This is a genomic window from Oryzibacter oryziterrae (genome assembly GCF_021864535.1).
GTDB lineage: Bacteria > Pseudomonadota > Alphaproteobacteria > Rhizobiales > Pleomorphomonadaceae > Pleomorphomonas > Pleomorphomonas oryziterrae.
In genome coordinates this window covers 246244-263695 of sequence record NZ_JAKJIC010000001.1, presented here as the reverse complement: position 1 = coordinate 263695, position 17452 = coordinate 246244, and the positions used below count along the sequence as shown (strand labels likewise).

General features: G+C 62.9%; 17 protein-coding genes. 5 read left to right on the top strand and 12 right to left on the bottom strand.

Annotated features, from left to right (window positions below; translation table 11 throughout):
• Nucleotides 1-86: 86 nt before the first annotated feature.
• The 11 genes from L2I41_RS01205 to L2I41_RS01155 form a co-directional block, all read right to left on the bottom strand.
• Nucleotides 87-1613, bottom strand: a complete 1527-nt coding sequence (locus tag L2I41_RS01205; RefSeq protein WP_237151672.1) for a hypothetical protein — start codon at nucleotides 1611-1613, stop codon at nucleotides 87-89.
• A gap of 258 nt (nucleotides 1614-1871) precedes the next feature.
• Entirely contained in the window at nucleotides 1872-2777 is a 906-nt protein-coding gene (locus tag L2I41_RS01200) for a heme-dependent oxidative N-demethylase family protein (RefSeq protein WP_237151671.1), read from the bottom strand.
• Between the two features lie 27 nt (nucleotides 2778-2804).
• Nucleotides 2805-3791 (bottom strand): class II fructose-bisphosphatase, encoded by a 987-nt coding sequence (glpX, locus tag L2I41_RS01195; protein ID WP_237151670.1) that lies wholly within the window; start codon nucleotides 3789-3791, stop codon nucleotides 2805-2807.
• Nucleotides 3792-4093: 302 nt separating this feature from the next.
• A complete protein-coding gene (locus tag L2I41_RS01190; RefSeq protein WP_237151669.1) occupies nucleotides 4094-5419 on the bottom strand; it encodes a homoserine dehydrogenase in 1326 nt (441 codons plus the stop codon).
• Nucleotides 5420-5472: 53 nt separating this feature from the next.
• Nucleotides 5473-6702 (bottom strand): LL-diaminopimelate aminotransferase, encoded by a 1230-nt coding sequence (locus L2I41_RS01185; protein WP_237151668.1) that lies wholly within the window; start codon nucleotides 6700-6702, stop codon nucleotides 5473-5475.
• Nucleotides 6703-6876: 174 nt separating this feature from the next.
• Complete coding sequence (locus L2I41_RS01180) at nucleotides 6877-7620, bottom strand: cytochrome c biogenesis CcdA family protein (protein WP_237151667.1); 744 nt, start codon at nucleotides 7618-7620, stop codon at nucleotides 6877-6879.
• Nucleotides 7621-7706: 86 nt separating this feature from the next.
• Entirely contained in the window at nucleotides 7707-8348 is a 642-nt protein-coding gene (locus L2I41_RS01175) for a lysozyme family protein (protein ID WP_237151666.1), read from the bottom strand.
• 75 nt (nucleotides 8349-8423) lie between these two features.
• A complete protein-coding gene (locus tag L2I41_RS01170; RefSeq protein ID WP_237151665.1) occupies nucleotides 8424-9269 on the bottom strand; it encodes an aminotransferase class IV in 846 nt (281 codons plus the stop codon).
• Complete coding sequence (locus L2I41_RS01165; RefSeq protein WP_237151664.1) at nucleotides 9266-9862, bottom strand: anthranilate synthase component II; 597 nt, start codon at nucleotides 9860-9862, stop codon at nucleotides 9266-9268. The genes L2I41_RS01170 and L2I41_RS01165 overlap by 4 nt, the downstream gene beginning before the upstream one ends.
• A complete protein-coding gene (pabB, locus tag L2I41_RS01160; protein WP_237151663.1) occupies nucleotides 9859-11295 on the bottom strand; it encodes an aminodeoxychorismate synthase component I in 1437 nt (478 codons plus the stop codon). The genes L2I41_RS01165 and pabB overlap by 4 nt, the downstream gene beginning before the upstream one ends.
• Before the next feature lie 179 nt (nucleotides 11296-11474).
• The gene (locus L2I41_RS01155; protein WP_237151662.1) at nucleotides 11475-12245 is read right to left on the bottom strand and encodes an FAA hydrolase family protein; all 771 of its coding nucleotides are present in this window, start codon (nucleotides 12243-12245) and stop codon (nucleotides 11475-11477) included.
• A 631-nt stretch (nucleotides 12246-12876) separates the two neighbouring features.
• On the opposite strand from L2I41_RS01155, the gene L2I41_RS21595 reads away from it, so the two are divergent.
• The 5 genes from L2I41_RS21595 to L2I41_RS01130 all read left to right on the top strand — a co-directional run bounded on the left by L2I41_RS21595 (nucleotide 12877) and on the right by L2I41_RS01130 (nucleotide 16615).
• The gene (locus tag L2I41_RS21595; RefSeq protein WP_390633655.1) at nucleotides 12877-13113 is read left to right on the top strand and encodes a DUF1127 domain-containing protein; all 237 of its coding nucleotides are present in this window, start codon (nucleotides 12877-12879) and stop codon (nucleotides 13111-13113) included.
• Between the two features lie 467 nt (nucleotides 13114-13580).
• The gene (locus L2I41_RS01145) at nucleotides 13581-13856 is read left to right on the top strand and encodes a hypothetical protein (protein ID WP_237151661.1); all 276 of its coding nucleotides are present in this window, start codon (nucleotides 13581-13583) and stop codon (nucleotides 13854-13856) included.
• Between the two features lie 74 nt (nucleotides 13857-13930).
• The gene (gene trmFO / locus L2I41_RS01140; RefSeq protein ID WP_237151660.1) at nucleotides 13931-15322 is read left to right on the top strand and encodes a methylenetetrahydrofolate--tRNA-(uracil(54)-C(5))-methyltransferase (FADH(2)-oxidizing) TrmFO; all 1392 of its coding nucleotides are present in this window, start codon (nucleotides 13931-13933) and stop codon (nucleotides 15320-15322) included.
• A gap of 317 nt (nucleotides 15323-15639) precedes the next feature.
• Nucleotides 15640-15804: a Flp family type IVb pilin gene (locus tag L2I41_RS01135; protein ID WP_237151659.1), complete on the top strand. Its 165-nt coding sequence runs from the start codon at nucleotides 15640-15642 to the stop codon at nucleotides 15802-15804.
• 145 nt (nucleotides 15805-15949) lie between these two features.
• Nucleotides 15950-16615, top strand: coding sequence for an O-methyltransferase (locus tag L2I41_RS01130; RefSeq protein WP_237151658.1), 666 nt, complete (start codon nucleotides 15950-15952; stop codon nucleotides 16613-16615).
• Here L2I41_RS01130 and L2I41_RS01125 read toward each other — a convergent pair whose 3' ends face one another.
• Complete coding sequence (locus L2I41_RS01125; RefSeq protein WP_237151657.1) at nucleotides 16616-17452, bottom strand: arylamine N-acetyltransferase family protein; 837 nt, start codon at nucleotides 17450-17452, stop codon at nucleotides 16616-16618. It abuts the gene before it with no gap.

The following is a 17452-nucleotide window of genomic DNA, read 5'->3' as shown; positions in this document are numbered from 1 at the left end:
GGGATCAACCCCGCCGGTATCATTTTGTCGAACCAAATTGCCCCTGCGAGATTGCAATAAGGCTTCTGCCGGAGAGTTCCTGTCCGTCAGGAAGCAGGGGGAGCGTCGATATCGTCCGGCAGGCAAACGCCGGCAGAGCCAAGGCTCTCCGAGATATCACACCATATGCGGCGAAGCCGGCGCACATGCAGATCATCCCCGATCAGTCGCATGAAATGCTCCACGAACTCGCTCAACCTCTTCTCATCCGACCTGTCCTGGATGTCGTTCTTTCCGATCTGGTCGTAGGCCCAGGAGAGAAACGCGCTCAACTCCAACGGCTTTGAACCCGTCCCGTCTCGCGCCGAAATCTTCAGGCCACTCAACTTGGTCAGTTGTTCAAGTCGTTCATTCGTCGAGAAAAGAACGCAGGCGAGAATGCGGTCGAACTCCGGCGGAGCATGCCGGCTGCGCACAGCGCGTTCGAGATCGAATATCGTGCGAAGGTTGAGTTGTCGCATCAACAGGAAGCGTTCGATCCCGACAACGCAGCACAGTTGCGCCTGCCCCACCCAGTCAATGGTCTCATAGATGCCGAAAGGCGACTCGATGTGCAGCATGATCGGATTGTAGGTCGCGAGATTCTGGACCTCATCGATGCCGCATTCCTGCAACCGATAGCGGATCGGGAAGGTGATCCCGTCAATCACCTCGAGTGGGGTCGAGCTTGTCACCGCCATGAAGCGGTCATCTGACCGCTTGAGCCAAGGCATGAAGTCCTTGAACTTCTCGAGAATGAACAGCAGCGAACTCTCCTGCATCACTCCAAAGGCAAGGGCGAGGCCAATCCAGATCTTCGACACATCATGCTCTGCCGGGGACGCAGACGGCCCCCCGGGCTGGACCAAGGCCTCATAAAGCTGCGCCGGCACCTGCCCCGGGTCCGGGAAAGTTCTGTAGAGCACCGTAACGAGCACCATCGAACTGACGATCTCCATCGTCTGGCGCACAAAGGTCGCTGTCGACAGATCAAACACAAGCAGGCTGCGCACGAATTGCCGGACAGAGGCGATATAGGCACCAAGAAAGGCCATACCTGCGATGGTCAAACTGCGAATGCCTTCCGAAGTCAGCGCTTTACCCTCGCCCCCCGAGCCGCCGGAGATCAGGACGGAACTGCTCAGCCACGCAAACCAACTCTGCAACGGGGCGTGATCACTAGAAAAGGAGCTGGGAACCCCTGCCAATACAACCGAAAATCCGAAAAAGCAGACAAGCATGTATCCGACCGACGAGTAGAACAACACACGATCTGAATGACCGAAACTCTTCCGCTTTACCATCGACATCAACTTTTCGTCTTCGACGTTTTCTGCCATAACCCCCGGAAGATCATAGGTATATTTCAGTTTGACGAACTCAAAGGACGGATTGGCCAAGGAGCTGCCGGTGTTCGGTTGCGCCGCCTGTGGAAAGACCTTGGAGAAATAGAGGATTTGCGCCAGTCGCTGACAGCGCACTTCGTTGCGCGCAAAGATGACGATCCCCGGCGTCAGTACGGCGATGAGGGCGGGAACAACCACTTGCCATGACCATCCAGCGCCAAGCGCTTCAATCCAACTGAAAATCTCCATGCCTGCCCCCCTGGAATTGACACGACCGTCCCTCCCCGGTCGCCATCACAACCGGGTACAATTTCTGAGTGCAATTTTTGATTACCTATTTCAGTATTACACGCATTAAGATCATTTTCAACAAAAATAGGTACAATTCCATAAAATCTATTATTGGTTGTATATGCGTGCAAAAAGCGGCCGCCGGCTCTCCATGCTGAAGAACCAGCCACATGGCCAGAATAGGCCGACAGATCAGTGATTTAGGGAACGAGGGCCTCAGCCCGCCAGTTCGTCCAGCAGGCGCACTATGGCGTCGCGGTGGGCGGTCAGCGCCTTGTAGGCCAGCTGATCGGCATCAAGCGCCAGGATCTGATCCCGGAGCCCCGCCGCCAACCGCTTGCCCTCAGGGTGTTCGCGGAAGGCCGCCAGCGGATCGGCGAGGATCTTGATGGTGAACAGGATGTCGCCGCTGACCGGCAGACGGCGCAGCGTCTGCCGTTCCACGCGCACGAAGATGCGGGCGGGATCGATGGAACCGTCGGCGCGGAACCAGTTGCGCGGCAGCTGCTTGGTTTCGGGATGGTGCCGCTCGCGGTCGGGATAGATCGACCAGTTGAGCCGCCACACCGGCATCTCCACCTTCAGGGAGTCGAAAATGCGGGCCATGCGCTGGGCCATGCTGCCCGCATAGCCCGGCACATTCTCGTGGATGCCGTCGAGCGTACGTCCGAATTTCTCGTGGATCGACCAGGACGAGGGAAAGCACAGCGCCGCTGCCACCAGCCGCCAGCCTTCGTCGGTCCGGCGCATCAGCGCCAGATCTTCCTGCACCAGCCGCGCCGCCCGCATAAGGTGGGGCTCGCCGGCCGATGCCCCTGCGGCCGGTGCGCCAACCACGCGCACACCGTCGGCGGTCGCCTGGTAGAGCTCCGGAAACCGCGCCGGCAAATGAGCCGAGAGCAGTTCCAGAACCTCGGCCTGCGTCGCCTCCGTGCCGGCTTCCGCGCCAAACACGTCGCCCGGCTTCTCTGCGAACAGCTTCGCCTTCAGGGCCAGATCGTCCGCAAAGGCCGCATCAGGTTCGATCCAGTCACCAAGATCGAGCGGCGACAGTCCGATACTGAACGGCTTGCGTGAACCGTCATAGGGCGTGTGGGCAAAGGCTTCGGGCGTCGCGGTCATCTGGCACCTTCCGGACCCTTCAGGTGATCAAACCAGCGGCACCTTCACGCGGTCCACGTGCGACGCCTTGATCCAGCGGACGGTGCCGGTGGAGGAGCGCATCACCACGGTGCTGGTGATGATCTTGTCGCGGATGAACTTCACGCCCGGCAGCATGTTGCCGTCGGTCACACCGGTGGCAGCAAACAGCACGTCACCCTGCGCCATCTCTTCCATGGTGTATTTCTTGTTCACGTCGGTGATGCCCATGCGCTTGGCGCGCTCGATCTGGTCGGGGCGGTTGATCACCAGACGGCCCTGCATCTGGCCGCCGATGCAGCGCAGCGCAGCTGCGGCCAGCACGCCTTCAGGCGCGCCACCGATGCCGAGATAGATGTCGATGCCGGTCTCTTCCGGCTCCGTCGTGTGGATGATGCCCGCCACGTCGCCATCGCCGATCAGACGGATCGAGGCGCCGGTCGCGCGCACTTCCTCGATCAGGCGCGCATGGCGCGGACGGTCGAGAATGCAGGCGTTGATCTCGTTGATCGCCAAGCCCTTGGCATCGGCCAGCGCCTTGAGGTTTTCGGTGGGCGTCGCATCGAGATCGATCAGGCCGGCCGGATAGCCCGGGCCGATGGCGATCTTGTTCATGTAGACGTCCGGGGCATTGAGCAGGCCGCCCTGCTCGGCAATCGCCACCACCGCCAGCGAGTTGGGCAGGTTCTTGGCGCAGATCGTGGTGCCTTCCAGCGGGTCCAGCGCGATATCGACGCGCGGCCCCTTGCCGGTGCCCACTTCTTCGCCGATGAAGAGCATCGGCGCCTCGTCGCGCTCGCCCTCGCCGATCACCACGGTGCCATGCACCGGCAGCTGGTTGAGTTCGCGCCGCATGGCGTCCACGGCCGCCTGATCGGCCTCCTTCTCATCGCCGTGCCCGCGCAGACGAGCGGCCGCCACAGCAGCCCTCTCGGTCACGCGCGCAAGTTCGAGGGTGAGGATACGATCAAGCGAATTGGCGAATTTCTGCGACATGAAATCTTCCCGCACTCAGAGCAACGGTAACAAACGCTGCGCGCGTTCGGGCTTACCCATGCAAAAAGCGCGCAACCCGGATTCGGCCAAGCCCCGGCTCAAGGCAGTAGTTCGCAAATCAATGCGACGTCAATGCAACAAATGGAGCAGTCGGGATCTTTCGGACGTCGAAAAAAAGGATTGGTAAATTGCTTTGCCTATAACGACTTAGCTGAAACGCGCCATTTCAAACGATATTTTCTCTGAGCCATGCAAAAATCGATGCCCGCCCCCGCGCGGGCATCATGTCGACTTTCGTTTGTTCAGAGGCTCTCGATGCGGATCAGCGTCGGCGCCGCCGCGATATGCCCATCGCTTTCGATTTCGGCAAGCGCTGCACGAATTTCCGTCTCGGTGGTCGCGTAGGTGATCAGAACCACCGGCTGCGGCATCGGTACCGAGGCGTCGGCAAGCGCCCCTTCAGGCATCGCGTCCCGGCGATGCTGCACGATGGATTCCAGCGAGATGGCGTGCTCGGCCATGCGCGCCGCGATGCTGGCGAAGGCACCGGGCCGGTCATAGACCGCAAGGCGCACATAGTAGCCGCCCTTGTGCGCCTGGATCTCTGCACGCTGATAGGGCTTGAGCTCGCTCGCCGGCAGGCCGAACATCGGCATCGTGTGGCCGCGCGCCGCATCGACGATATCGGCAATCACCGAGGAGGCCGTGGCATTGCCACCGGCACCGGGGCCGACCAGCACCACTTCGCCCAGCGCGTCGCCATCGAAGGCCACCGCATTGAGCACACCTTCGGTCTGGGCAACCGACGACCCCTTCGGCACCATGGTCGGATGCACCCGGGCCTCGATGCCCGTATCGGTGCGCCGCGACACGCCGAGCAGCTTGATGCGATAGCCCAGCTCGTCCGCCGCCTTGATGTCGGCCAGCGAGATCGACGTGATGCCTTCCACGTAGATGGCCTCGGCATCCACCTCCACGCCAAAGGCGAGGCTGGTCAGGATGGCGAGCTTGTGCGCGGTGTCGAACCCGCCCACGTCGAAGGTCGGGTCTGCCTCGGCATAGCCGAGCCGCTGCGCTTCCTTGAGGCAGACGTCGAAGGAGAGGCTCTCCTTTTCCATGCGCGTCAGGATGTAGTTGCAGGTGCCGTTGAGAATGCCGTAGACGCGAGTGATGTTGTTGCCCGCAAGGCTTTCCTTCAGCGTCTTGATCACCGGAATGCCGCCGGCCACCGCCGCCTCGAAGCCCACATAGAGCCCCTTGGCCTCGGCCAGCCGGGCGATCTCCACACCGATGCGCGCCAGAAGCGCCTTGTTGGCCGTGATCACCGACTTGCCGTTTTCGATCGCCGCGCGCACCACGGCCTCGGCGGCACCACTGGCGCCGCCGATCAGTTCCAGCACCACGTCCACGTTGGGATCGCGCGCCAGATCTTCCGGATTGTCATGCCAGGACACGCCGTTGAGATCGATCCCGCGGTCGCGGGAACGGTTGCGGGCCGACACGGCCGTCACCACGACGGGACGCCCGGCGCGCAGCCCCAGAGGCGAGGCATTCGACTGGATGATGCGTACGACGGACGCACCAACGGTTCCGAGGCCGGCGATCCCGAGGCGAAGCGGTTTGGACATGGACTTTTCCGAACTGAAACTGGCGAACTGTATCAAACGAGCGAGACTTCCGATCAGCCGCGTGCGGTGATCGGAATGACGTTGTGCATGGTCTCGTCGGCGCTGTCAAAGAAGCGGCGCAGGTTGCGGGCGGCCTGGCGGATGCGCTGCTCGTTTTCCACGAGCGCGAGACGGACAAAGCCGTCGCCATGCTCGCCGAAGCCGATGCCCGGCGCCACGGCCACGTCGGCCTTCTCGATCAGCAGCTTGGAGAACTCCAGGCTGCCGAGCGAACGGAACTTCTCCGGCAGCGGCGCCCAGGCGAACATGGACGCGCGCGGCGCCGGAATCTCCCAGCCGGCCCGGCCGAAGCTCTCCACCATCACGTCGCGGCGGCGCTGATAGGTCTGGCGCACCTCGTCGATGTGCTTGTCGGCATCCGGATCGTTGAGCGCGGCGGCGGCCGCCACCTGGATCGGCGTGAAGGCGCCATAGTCGAGGTAGCTCTTGACGCGGGCGAGTGCGGCGATCAGCCGTTCGTTGCCCACGGCAAAGCCCATGCGCCAGCCGGCCATGGAGAAGGTCTTGGACATGGAGGTGAACTCCACGCAGACGTCCATGGCGCCCGGCACCTCGAGGATCGACGGCGGCGGCACGCCGTCGAAATAGATCTCCGAATAGGCAAGATCGCTGAGCACATAGATCTCATGCTTGCGCGCGAAGGCCACGACGTCCTTGTAGAAGTCGAGCTCCACCACTTCCGCCGTCGGATTGGACGGATAGCACAGGATCATGGCGATCGGCTTGGGGATGGAATGCACCACGGCGCGCTCCAGCGCGTGGAAGAACTCCGGTCCCGGCGTCACCGGAATCGAGCGGATCACGCCACCCACCATCAGGAAGCCGAAGGCATGGATGGGATAGCTCGGGTTCGGGCACAGCACCACGTCGCCCGGCGAGGTGATCGCCTGCGCCATGTTGGCGAAGCCTTCCTTCGACCCGAGCGTGGCCACCACCTGCGTGTCCGGATTGAGCTTCACGTTGAAGCGGCGCGCATAATAGGCCGCCTGCGCCCGGCGCAGACCGGGAATGCCGCGCGACGACGAATAGCCGTGCGTGTCCGGCCGCTGCACGGTCTCCACCAGCTTGTCGACGATGAACTTGTTGGTCGGCAGGTCGGGGTTGCCCATGCCGAGGTCGACAATATCTGCGCCATTAGCTCGCGCGGCTGCCTTGAGACGGTTGACCTGCTCGAAGACATACGGCGGAAGGCGCTTGATCTTGTAGAACTCTGTATTGCTCATCGGTTCAACCTCGATAGGAACCACGTTACGGCGTCACGCATCCGCGAAACCACCGCACGGGGTCCATGCTTCTAGATCAATTCGCCCCCGAGGGAAAAGCGCCTTTTTGTCCGAAACGCCCATTGGACGACAAAAATGCGTGCGCTGCACACGGCCGGTCGCCAAGCGGCGCTTTCAGCCAATGCTCTGCAGCGCCGGAAAGGTCTCGAGCAGCCAGAAGGACACCCGCTGCATGCCGCCCGTCAGGAACAGCACCCCGGTCAGCACCAGCAGCACGCCCATGAGCTTCTCCACCTTGTCCATATGTGCCCGGAATCCGCGCAACAGGTAGATGAACTTGGCCGCGAACATGGCCGCGATCAGGAATGGCACGCCGAGGCCCGCCGAATAGATCGCCAGCAGCAGCGCCCCCTCGGTCACCGTCTGCGAACTGCCGGCCACCGAGAGGATGGCCGCCAGGATCGGCCCGATGCAGGGCGTCCAGCCGAAGGCAAAGGCCAGCCCCATCACATAGGCACCGCCCGGCCCGGCCTTGACGCCTGCCGCACCAAACCGCGCTTCGCGATAGAGCACAGCGATGCGGAACAGCCCGAGGAAATGCAGGCCCATGACGATGATGGCAAGCCCGGCCACCACGCCGAGCACCTGGCTCCAGGCGATCAGCAGATGCCCGAAGGCCGACGCCGTCGCACCCAGGCTGACGAACACCGTCGAGAATCCCAGCACGAAGGCCAGGGCAACCCCCACCACCCTGCCCTTGATCCGCCATGGCCGCTCCGCCGCTTCGCCGGTCAGTTCCTCGATGGAAACGCCGGCCATGAAGCCGAGATAGGGCGGCACCAGCGGCAGCACGCAAGGGCTCACGAAGGAGAGCAAGCCCGCCATGAAGGCTGCGAAAATGGTCACATCGGTCTGCATCAAAGCCCGCCTCGGCGCTTGGGGTGGAGTTTGTCTTATCCGAATCCCACCATCAGCGTCGAGGCCGGCCTGTCATCAACATTGCGTCAGTGCAAATAGGAGAGCGCCGCGTAGAACTTCCGCCCGTAGGCCGCGATGTCGATGTCGTGGTCGGTGCCAACGATGATCTTGCGCGCGCCTACCCAATCATCCTTGTCCGGCTGGCCGTTCGGCTTGGCCGTGAAATAGTCGGCGAACTTCCGGCCCGTGAAAGTCCCGTGCTCCATGCCATGGAACATGATGACCGCCGCATAAGCGGGCAACTTGGCTTCGTCGGGATTGGCAACGAGATCGATGGACTTGCCGAAAGCCAGGCTCAGAACCGCCGACATGGCGGCGTAATTGTTCTTCCAGGTCAGCTGCACATAGCCACGGCCGTGATACTTCGCCCCGAAGCCGGCTTCCGTATTGCCATTCGCCCTCGCCCGCTGCGGCTTGTCGCCGAACGGGCCATATCGCCGCTCGAAATAGGCCGAGGACCCGAACTCGTCGATCGGCTGCATCTTGAAGGCCGTCTCGTGAAACGCCGTTCCCAGCGCATAGGCGAGCCAGCGGTCGTCCTTGCCGGCATGCCGGCTTTCCCACTCGTCCAGAATGAAATTGATCCCGTCCACCTGCCCTTGCGACAGCTTGTTGGTGAACAGGCTGGTGCGGATCTGCTGAAAGAAGAAAGCTCTGTTGATCGGCATGAAATCCCCCTCGAAAGGCGTGTACTGCCAATGATGCAGCCACCTGCAGACGAGGAGGATAAGTTTCCGCGGATCTTAGTCAAGCCTATGGTTGTTATACCTGCTGATAATCTTCTTCAGGTTGTGGCTACGTGTGATCAATGCTGGCAAATCTCGCTGGTAAAGCGTCGATTCCAGCCGGTGCACCGGCTGCACCAACCGCACGGAGTTGGTCAGGAACACCGCGTCGGCGCGCTTGAGGTCATCCACCGTCAGGCTTGCTTCCTCGGCCTTGAGGTTCATTTCCCCCGCGTAGCGCAGCACCAGCAGGCGCGTGATCCCGGCGAGCACGCCATCCTCGATCGGCGGCGTCACCAGCCGGTCGCCGGACACCATGAACACGTTGCCCACCGAACTGCACGCCACATGCCCACGCGTGTTCAGGATCAGGCAGTCGCGCGCGCCATGCTCGCCCGCCTCGCGCAGCGCCAGAATGTTGTCCAGATAGTTCAGCGACTTGAGCCGCGACAGCGGCGAGAACTCGTTGCGCCGGATCGTCGACACCGCCAGCGTCGTCGGCTCCATCACCAGCGCCGGATTGAACGGCGCCAGCGACACGACGATCGTCGGCTTCGGCCCCACCGGCGGCATCAATCCGCGCGCACCGCTGCCGCGCGTCACGGTCAGACGCAACACGCCATAGCCATCCAGCGCCCGCGCCGCCATGGCCGCCAGATCCGCCTCGATCCGGGAACGCACCACCGAGAAGCCCAGCACCGACAGCCCTTGCTCCAGCCGGTCGATATGGGCGTCGCGCATGAAGATGTCGCCCGCCAGCACCGGAATCGTCTCGAACAGCCCGTCAGCCAGCGTGAAGCCTCTGTCGGAATAGTCGAATTCCGCCTTGCTTGCCTCGTGGAACGTGCCGTTGACGAGTATCATGCGCCGCCGTGCTCCCCCGCCCATTCGGCGGCAATATGCAGGAAATTGGCGAGCATGGCATGCCCGCCCTCGGTGAGAATGCTTTCCGGATGGAACTGCACGCCGAAGGTGGGATGCTCCCGATGCGCAAGGCCCATGACCTCGCCCTTCTCCGACCGTGCCGTCACCCTGAGCGGCGATGTGGTCTCATCCACCTCGACGATCAGCGAATGATAACGTCCCACACGCACGGGATTCGGCAACCCTTGGAAAACTCCGGACCCGTCATGCGTCACCATCGAAGCCCGCCCGTGCATCGGCTCCTGCGCCCGCCGCACCACACCGCCCTGCACGTCGCCGATGCATTGATGGCCAAGGCAGATCCCCAGGATCGGAATGCGACCGGACAGGACGTCCACGACCGCATTGGAAATGCCCGCTTCCTTCGGGCTGCAAGGCCCGGGAGAGATCACCACCGCCCGAGGTCTCAGCGCAATGATATCGGCGACGCTCACCGCGTCATTGCGCACCAGAAGCGTCTCCTTGCCAAGTTCGCGGAAGTAACGGGCCACGTTGCCGACGAAGCTGTCGTAATTGTCGATGACGAGGATCATGGCTGCCCCTCCCCGCCGGACGTCTCCGGCTCGAAGGCTTGCAGAACGCGCCGCGCCTTGGTCTCCGCCTCCTCATACTCATCGGCAGGATTGGACAGCGCCGTCATGCCGCCGCCGGCCCAGACGATCGCTTCGCCGTCCACGAAGGTCACCGTGCGGATGGCGATATTGGTATCGGCCGCCCCGTCGAAGCCGAAATAGCCGATCGAGCCGCAATAGATGCCACGCTCGATCCCCTCGAGCTCGGTGATGATCTCCATGGCCCGGATCTTCGGTGCCCCGGTGATCGAACCACCCGGAAAGGCCGCCCCCATCAGGTCCACGGCGTCGAGCCCTTCTTCCAGCACACCGGTCACCACCGAGACGAGGTGATGCACGCTGGCATAGCTCTCGAGCCCGTTGAGCTGCGGCACATGCACCGTGTGCGGCCGGCACACCCGCGACAGGTCGTTGCGCAGCAGGTCGACGATCATCACATTCTCGGCGCGATCCTTCTCCGACGCCTTGAGCGCCGCCGCCAGGTGCATGTCTTCCATCGGCAGCGTCGAGCGCCGCGCCGTGCCCTTGATCGGCCGTGTCTCCACGCGCCCGTCATAGACCTGCACGAAGCGTTCGGGCGACGAGGACGCCACCTTCAGCGTGCCATAGTCGAGCCAGGCGGCGAAGGTCGCCGCATTCATCCGCCTCAGCCGCTTGTAGAAGGCCCAGGCGTCGAAGCCGTCCGGAAGCCTTGCGCCATGGCGCTGGGTGATGTTGGCCTGGAAGATGTCGCCGGCGAGAATATAGTCGATGGTCCGCCCGACCGCCGCCTCGAAGCCCTCGCGCCCCAGGTTGCTCACCCAGTCCAGATCCGCCGTGCCAGGTCCATCCGTGTCGGTCGGCGCAGCAGTCACAAGCAGTTCCTCGAAGCGATCGGCGCGCTCCATGGCCCTCAGCTCGCGCTTGACCGGATCGGTCTCCGGCCATCCCGTCGAGATCAGCCAGGCCTTGTTTTCCCGGTGATCCCAGGACAGCACCACGTCATAGAAATGCAGTTCAGCCTCGGCAACGCCGGCCTGCATCTGCGCCGGCTCCGGCAAGCGCTCCAGCAAGCGGCCGAAGTCATAGGCGATATAGCCGGCAGCCCCGCCCTGGAACGGCGGCAGGCCGGGAACGCGCGCCTGACGATAGCGTTGCAAATGCTGCTTCAGCACCCCGAGCGCATGATGGCCCGGCAACCGGTTGTCGTCCGGCTCCTGCGGCACCTCTTCGCCGTTCCACAGGCAGCGCCCGTCCTCCACGCGGAAGGTGGCAAACGGATCCACGCCGACAAAGGAGAAGCGCCCCAGCGTCGGATGGGCCATGGCACTATCGAGAAAGGTGACGCGTCCGAGCCCGGAGAGCCGTTCCACGGCTGCCACCGGACTCGTTGTTGCGAGCGATCGGATAATCATGCGGCTATATCAGCCGAGATGCATCCGGCACACAAGAGGCGCCGTTGCCGCTGGCGATGCGCCGGCGCGTCCACCCGGACCGCCAACGGCTCGCCGCCATGTATCAGGCGACACAGCGTCTGATCTGGGAACCGCTGGCGCAAGCCGAACGCACGCGCCAGTCGATTGCGTCGTGCGGATCAGACCGTCCGCTCGATGGCGCCGAAGATGGAGTGCACCTTGGCATCCTTGCCGGCAATGCGCACCGTCGCACCTTCGCCGATCCCCTTGAGCTCGGTGATCGCCGTACCGCCAATCACGCTTCCAGCGCCGAGGGCGTGGTGCGAGGCAGCTGCCGTGATGGCAGCAGCCAGATCCTGACGGCTAGCAGCAGCCACTTCCACCGGCTTGCCGTCGACGCCCACGGACAATCGCGGCGTGAAGCCACCGGCCGACCAGTCAGCCCCCAGCTCATCGGGCGTTACAGCCACGGGCGCGAAGGCCGTTCCCGCGTAGCCACCGTCGCTGTCCTTATAAGTATCGCAGGCGAGCGTCACCAGCAGCACCGCGCCGGCCGCAGCCTCGCCGCTCGCGCCGGCGGCCACATCGTCCGTCAGCGCTGCCGCACGAACCGACAGCGAAACTGACCCGCCAACGGCGATCGCCTCGCGCGGCGCCGCAAAGGCGTCGCCCGCTTCCGCCCGGCTCGCGCCCGCGGCACCGAAACGCCAATGGCAGGCGCGCGGCAGCGGTGACAGTACATCATTTTCGTGGAACCGCTCCGACGGCACCGAGCCCAGTTCGAGCTGTTCGGCCAGCGCAGCGAGGCGCGGAGCCACATGCTCCCAATCGTCGAGCGCGGCCCGGAGCGTCGCGGCAATCGGGCGGGCCGACACGAAGCGTGTCAGATCCCGACTTACGACCACCAACGACCCGTCGCGGGTCCGGTCCTTGAGCGAAGCCAGCTTCATGAGAGCAATCCCTTTCCTTCCCCCTGAGGCGCTCCACCGACGAACCCGGGACGAGTTCGCAAGGAAGGCACCTCCGATTTCATGCCCGGACGCAAACACTTGGTGCAGGTGAACGTCGTCACCGCGTCGCGTCTCGGGCCGGCCTTGTGTGGCGCTTCTGCGCCGGCACCACAGAGCCAATCACAGTCGTAAGGGCGAGGCCACCGCGATTCTTTGATGACAACGATGTCATTTTCTTCTCTTGTCGGGATACTTTCATATCCCCTGCTGCGCATGCCATGCGCGCCACTTCAAAACCGATTCATTTTTTAATCGTTATAACTTCCAATAAGCCCCTCCGATCGCCTTTTCGGCCTCGCCAAAACTGGCGTCCGCAAGCAAAGAAAATCTTTGGGGGGCTTTCAGAAAGCCTGACATGCTGCAATGCAGCATTATCATTTTCTGATGAAATCGCATCATTTCATCAGGAATTTCGTCAGAAAAAGCCCGATTTCAAGCCAAATCGCGATTCCACGCCACATCAGCGCCACATTTGGCCATCGGTTAGAACCACGTCTTGCGACTAATTAATGCTGCTGCGCGAAATGTGCATTCCTGACATGCGTGATACCCTCTACCCCCGCATGGCTGCATGACCTATCTCTCAAGTCGTCGAGAGCGACACGCCGCTAAACGAAATGCAGAGCGCGGCGCCTCACAGATGAAATGGAAAAAGAAAATGCTTGGCACCGTTGTCAATAAGCTCCGCTCCTACCGCAAGTACCAGGAGACCTACCGTGAGCTTTCCCGCCTCACCAGCCGTGAGCTGGCCGACCTGGGTATCTCCCGCTCGGAAATCTCGTCCGTTGCCCGCAAGGCTTCGGTCTGACCCTCGAAATTAGGTTCCGGCCCTTGGGCAATCTCCTCCCTGCCCCGGCCCGAACCTGATACTGCGCCCCCGGGTATCCTCCTCCCACCCGGCTGGTGCATATGAAAAGGTGGATCTCCTCCCCCACCTTTTCAAGTAAGGCGAAGGTGCCCCACTCCTCCTCCCAGGGGCCATCTTCGCCAGAGTACAGAATACCGAGCCCAGCCCCCTCCTCCTCCCTGGGGCCGGTTCGGTCGGGCCGCAGCGTTCCTCCTCCCTCGCTGCGAGCCTCCACGATGCATCCTCCTCCCGCATCGTGGCATAGCTGCAGCGGCGCATCCTCCTCCCGCGCCGACTGCAGAAAATCGCAACGCTCACCGGATCTCCTCCCCCGGTGAGCGTTTGCATTTTTGGCCTGCCGCCAGTCGCATGCCATTTCTTTACAATCGACAGCTACCATCGCCCAGGCCTTCACCTTGGGGCTGCGCATGCGTCACGTCCTGGCCATCCTTTACCTCTTGCTCGCGGTCATCACCGGCTATCTGTCGATCTTCTCGATGATGGCTTATGACTCGCCCTATGCCCACGGTTTCGGGCCGGCCTATTTCGTCGCCTCCGCAATGAGCATACCGGCTGCGTTCTTCATCGGCGCCATCGCTATCTACGCGACTGAATCGCCCGTCAAACGCGTGCTCGTGCTCTTGCCCCTGATCGCCATTGCCCAGCTCTGCCTCTGCGTGCTGATCGCCCCGAGTTTCACCTGACCCGTCGCGGGCGAAACCAAAGGCAAACCCGCTTCTCCCTTGCCCAAAGTCCGCGCGCCGATTACAGCATCGGCATGTCTGAAAATTCCTCTTCCCCCATTCACGTCATCGGCGGTGGCCTTGCCGGCTCTGAAGCCGCCTGGCAGATCGCTTCCCGCGGCATCCCCGTCGTCCTGCACGAGATGCGCCCCGTGCGACGCACCGAGGCGCACCAGTCCGACCAGCTCGCCGAGCTCGTCTGCTCCAACTCCTTCCGCTCCGACGATCACATGAACAACGCCGTCGGCCTGATGCATGAGGAAATGCGTCGCGCCGGCTCGCTGATCATGTCTTGCGCCGGCAAGCACCAGGTTCCCGCCGGCGGCGCACTTGCCGTCGACCGCGAAGGCTTTGCCGCCGCCGTCACCGAGGCCATCCGGTCGCATCCGCTGATCACCGTCGAGACCGGTGAAATCGCCGGCTTGCCGCCGGAGGAGTGGGGCAACGTCATCGTCGCCACCGGTCCGCTCACCTCAGAGCCGCTCGCCCAGGCCATCCGCGAGCTGACCGGCGCCCAGTCGCTCGCCTTCTTCGACGCCATCGCCCCCATCGTCCACTTCGACACGATCGACATGGACAAGGCCTGGTTCCAGTCGCGCTACGACAAGACCGGCCCCGGCGGTACCGGCGCCGACTACATCAACTGCCCGCTCGACCGCGACCAGTATGAAGCCTTCGTCGACGCCCTGATCGCCGGCGAGAAGACCGAGTTCAAGGAGTTCGAGAAGACTCCTTATTTCGACGGCTGCCTGCCGATCGAGGTGATGGCCGAACGCGGCCGCGAGACCCTGCGCCATGGCCCGATGAAGCCCGTCGGCCTCACCAATCCGCATAACCCGACGGTGAAGGCGCACGCCATCGTCCAGCTGCGCCAGGACAACGCGCTCGGCACGCTCTACAACATGGTCGGTTTCCAGACCAAGCTGAAATACGGCGTGCAGACCGGCATCTTCCGCATGATTCCCGGCCTCGAGAAGGCGGAGTTCGCCCGCCTCGGCGGCCTGCACCGCAACACCTATCTCGACAGCCCGCGTCTGCTGGATGCCACCTTGCGCCTCAAGGCCGCCCCGCGCCTGCGCTTTGCCGGCCAGGTGACTGGCTGCGAGGGCTATGTGGAATCGGCCTCCATCGGCCTGCTCGCCGGACGCTTCGCCGCTGCCGAGCGTCTCGGACAGGACGTCAGCCTGCCGCCACCCACAACCGCCTTCGGCGCGCTGCTCGGCCACATCACCGGCGGCCACCTCTCCGCCGAAGAGGGCTCCGGCCCCCGTTCCTTCCAGCCGATGAACGTCAACTTCGGCCTTTTCCCCGCCGTGGAAGTCCCCAAGGAGCCCGGCAAGCGCCTGCGCGGCAACGAGAAAACCATCGCCAAGCGTCAGGCCATCTGCCAGCGCGCGCTCGACGATCTCGCCACCTGGCTGGCCTGACCTTCAAGGACAAGTTGGGCGCTCCATCGCCATTGCGCTGGAGCGCCCTTATTGCAAATAAGTTACACAATATTGCCTGTAGTTGCACCATAACAACGAATGATACTTGCCGCTTCCAATATATAACAAGGAAAAATCAACTGCCTGGTCTCATGCATATTAATGTTCGATCAAACATGAGGCGCATTTGCTTCAGAGTTTATGCAATTTAACACATTTGTCCGCTACACATTAAGATCATACTGAGAGTTGTCGCCTACATTGCAAGTTACAGGACCGAAGCAAATGTATAGCACCAACCCCATAGGAAGATTGACATGAAAGCTCTTGCCATCCGTTTTGCCAATGATGAAGCCGGCGCCACCGCAATCGAATACGGCCTCATCGCGTCGCTGATCGCCGTCGCCATCATCACCGCCGCCACCAGCCTTGGCTCGGGTATCGCCAATACCTTCACCAACGTGAAGAACAAGCTGCGCTGATACTTGGATCACGCCACTCTTCCTGAAAGGCCCGGTGTCGCAGAGGCGATGCCGGGCCTTTCGTCTATCGGGCCGTCATCGGCAACAACGAACGAACGTCACATTTGCCAGCCATCATGGAACCGTCCGCAAGAGGAGGCGCACGATGAACGGCAAACACTGGACGGCAGTCGACACCTACATCACCGATCAGCTCATCCCCGCTGATGCCGCTCTGGACGCCGCGCTGAGCGCCAATCAAAAGGCCGGCCTGCCCGCCCACGATGTCTCGCCGCCACAGGGCAAGTTCCTGCAGTTGCTCGCCCTCGCCATCGGCGCGCGCCGCATCCTCGAGATCGGCACCTTGGGTGGCTACAGCACCATTTGGCTCGCCCGCGCCTTGCCAGATGGCGGTCGCCTCGTGACCCTCGAAGCCGAGCCACGCCATGCTGAGGTCGCTCGCGGCAACATCGCCCGCGCCGGCCTTACCCATCTGATCGACCTGCGCGTCGGCCCGGCACTCGATCACTTGCCCGCCATCGAAGCCGAAGCGCTCGGCCCCTTCGACCTCGTCTTCATCGACGCCGACAAGCCCAACAATCCCGCCTATCTGGAATGGGCCTTGCGCCTCACCCGCCCCGGCAGCCTGATCATCGGCGACAATGTGGTGCGCGACGGCGCCGTCGTCGACCCCGACTATCCGGACGCCCGCGTCCAGGGCATCCGGCGCTTCTTCGATGACATCGCCGCCAATCCCCGCCTCAGTGCCACGGCCTTGCAGACCGTCGGCGCCAAGGGATGGGACGGCTTTGCCATGGCCCTGGTTCTCTGATCAGCAAAGCGCCGCCGGCACGTCCAGATCGAACAGATCGCGCAGCACTCCGGCTCGTTCGCCAGGCGCAATCTCGCGCCTGGTGGTCTCGCCGCGGTCCAGCACCGTCAACTCGCTGCCGAACAGCGTGTAGCGCCCACCCGCATGCTGGCGGATCGCCACCAGCTTCTGCACGAAGATCGTGTCCGGATGCGTCGAGTTGAGGTAGTTGGCCGGCGCAAAATCGATCCACTCCTGCGGCGACAGATCGAAGGCATATTGGTTCACCCAGGTGCCGTTCGCCCAGGCCGCCAGCGTCAGGAAACCGTCATCGCCGCGCGTCAGCCGGAAGCGATCGCCATCCTGCACCACCTCGCCGCCCAGGCTGTCCAGCGCGATCGGCGCGCGCAGGCCGTAGTTGCCGAAGCCGAGATCGCTGAGAAAATCCCGCCCCTCCACCGTCGCCACCAGCGCCATATGCGTGCGCGGCCGCCGCATCGGATAGAACATCGGCCGCGCCGCCACGAAGCGATAGCCGATGCCCAGCGCTGTCAGCGCCATGGAGAAAAGCCCATTCACTTCATAGCAATAGCCACCGCGCCGATGATTGAGGATCTTGGTGGCGATCGCCTCGGGGTCGAGCGACACGCCCTTGCCCGCTTGCACGTCCAGATTTTCGAAGGTCACCGTCTTGAGCTGGGCCCGCATCAGCTGCGTCAGCCCGTCGACCGTCACCGGCGGAGCTGCGTCGAGCCCGACCCGCTTCAGATATCGCTCCAGCGTAAACGCCTGTGCCTGCATGATCTTGTCTCCCATCCACAGTTGGCGCTTGACGCAATAGCCCGACTTGTGCCCCAT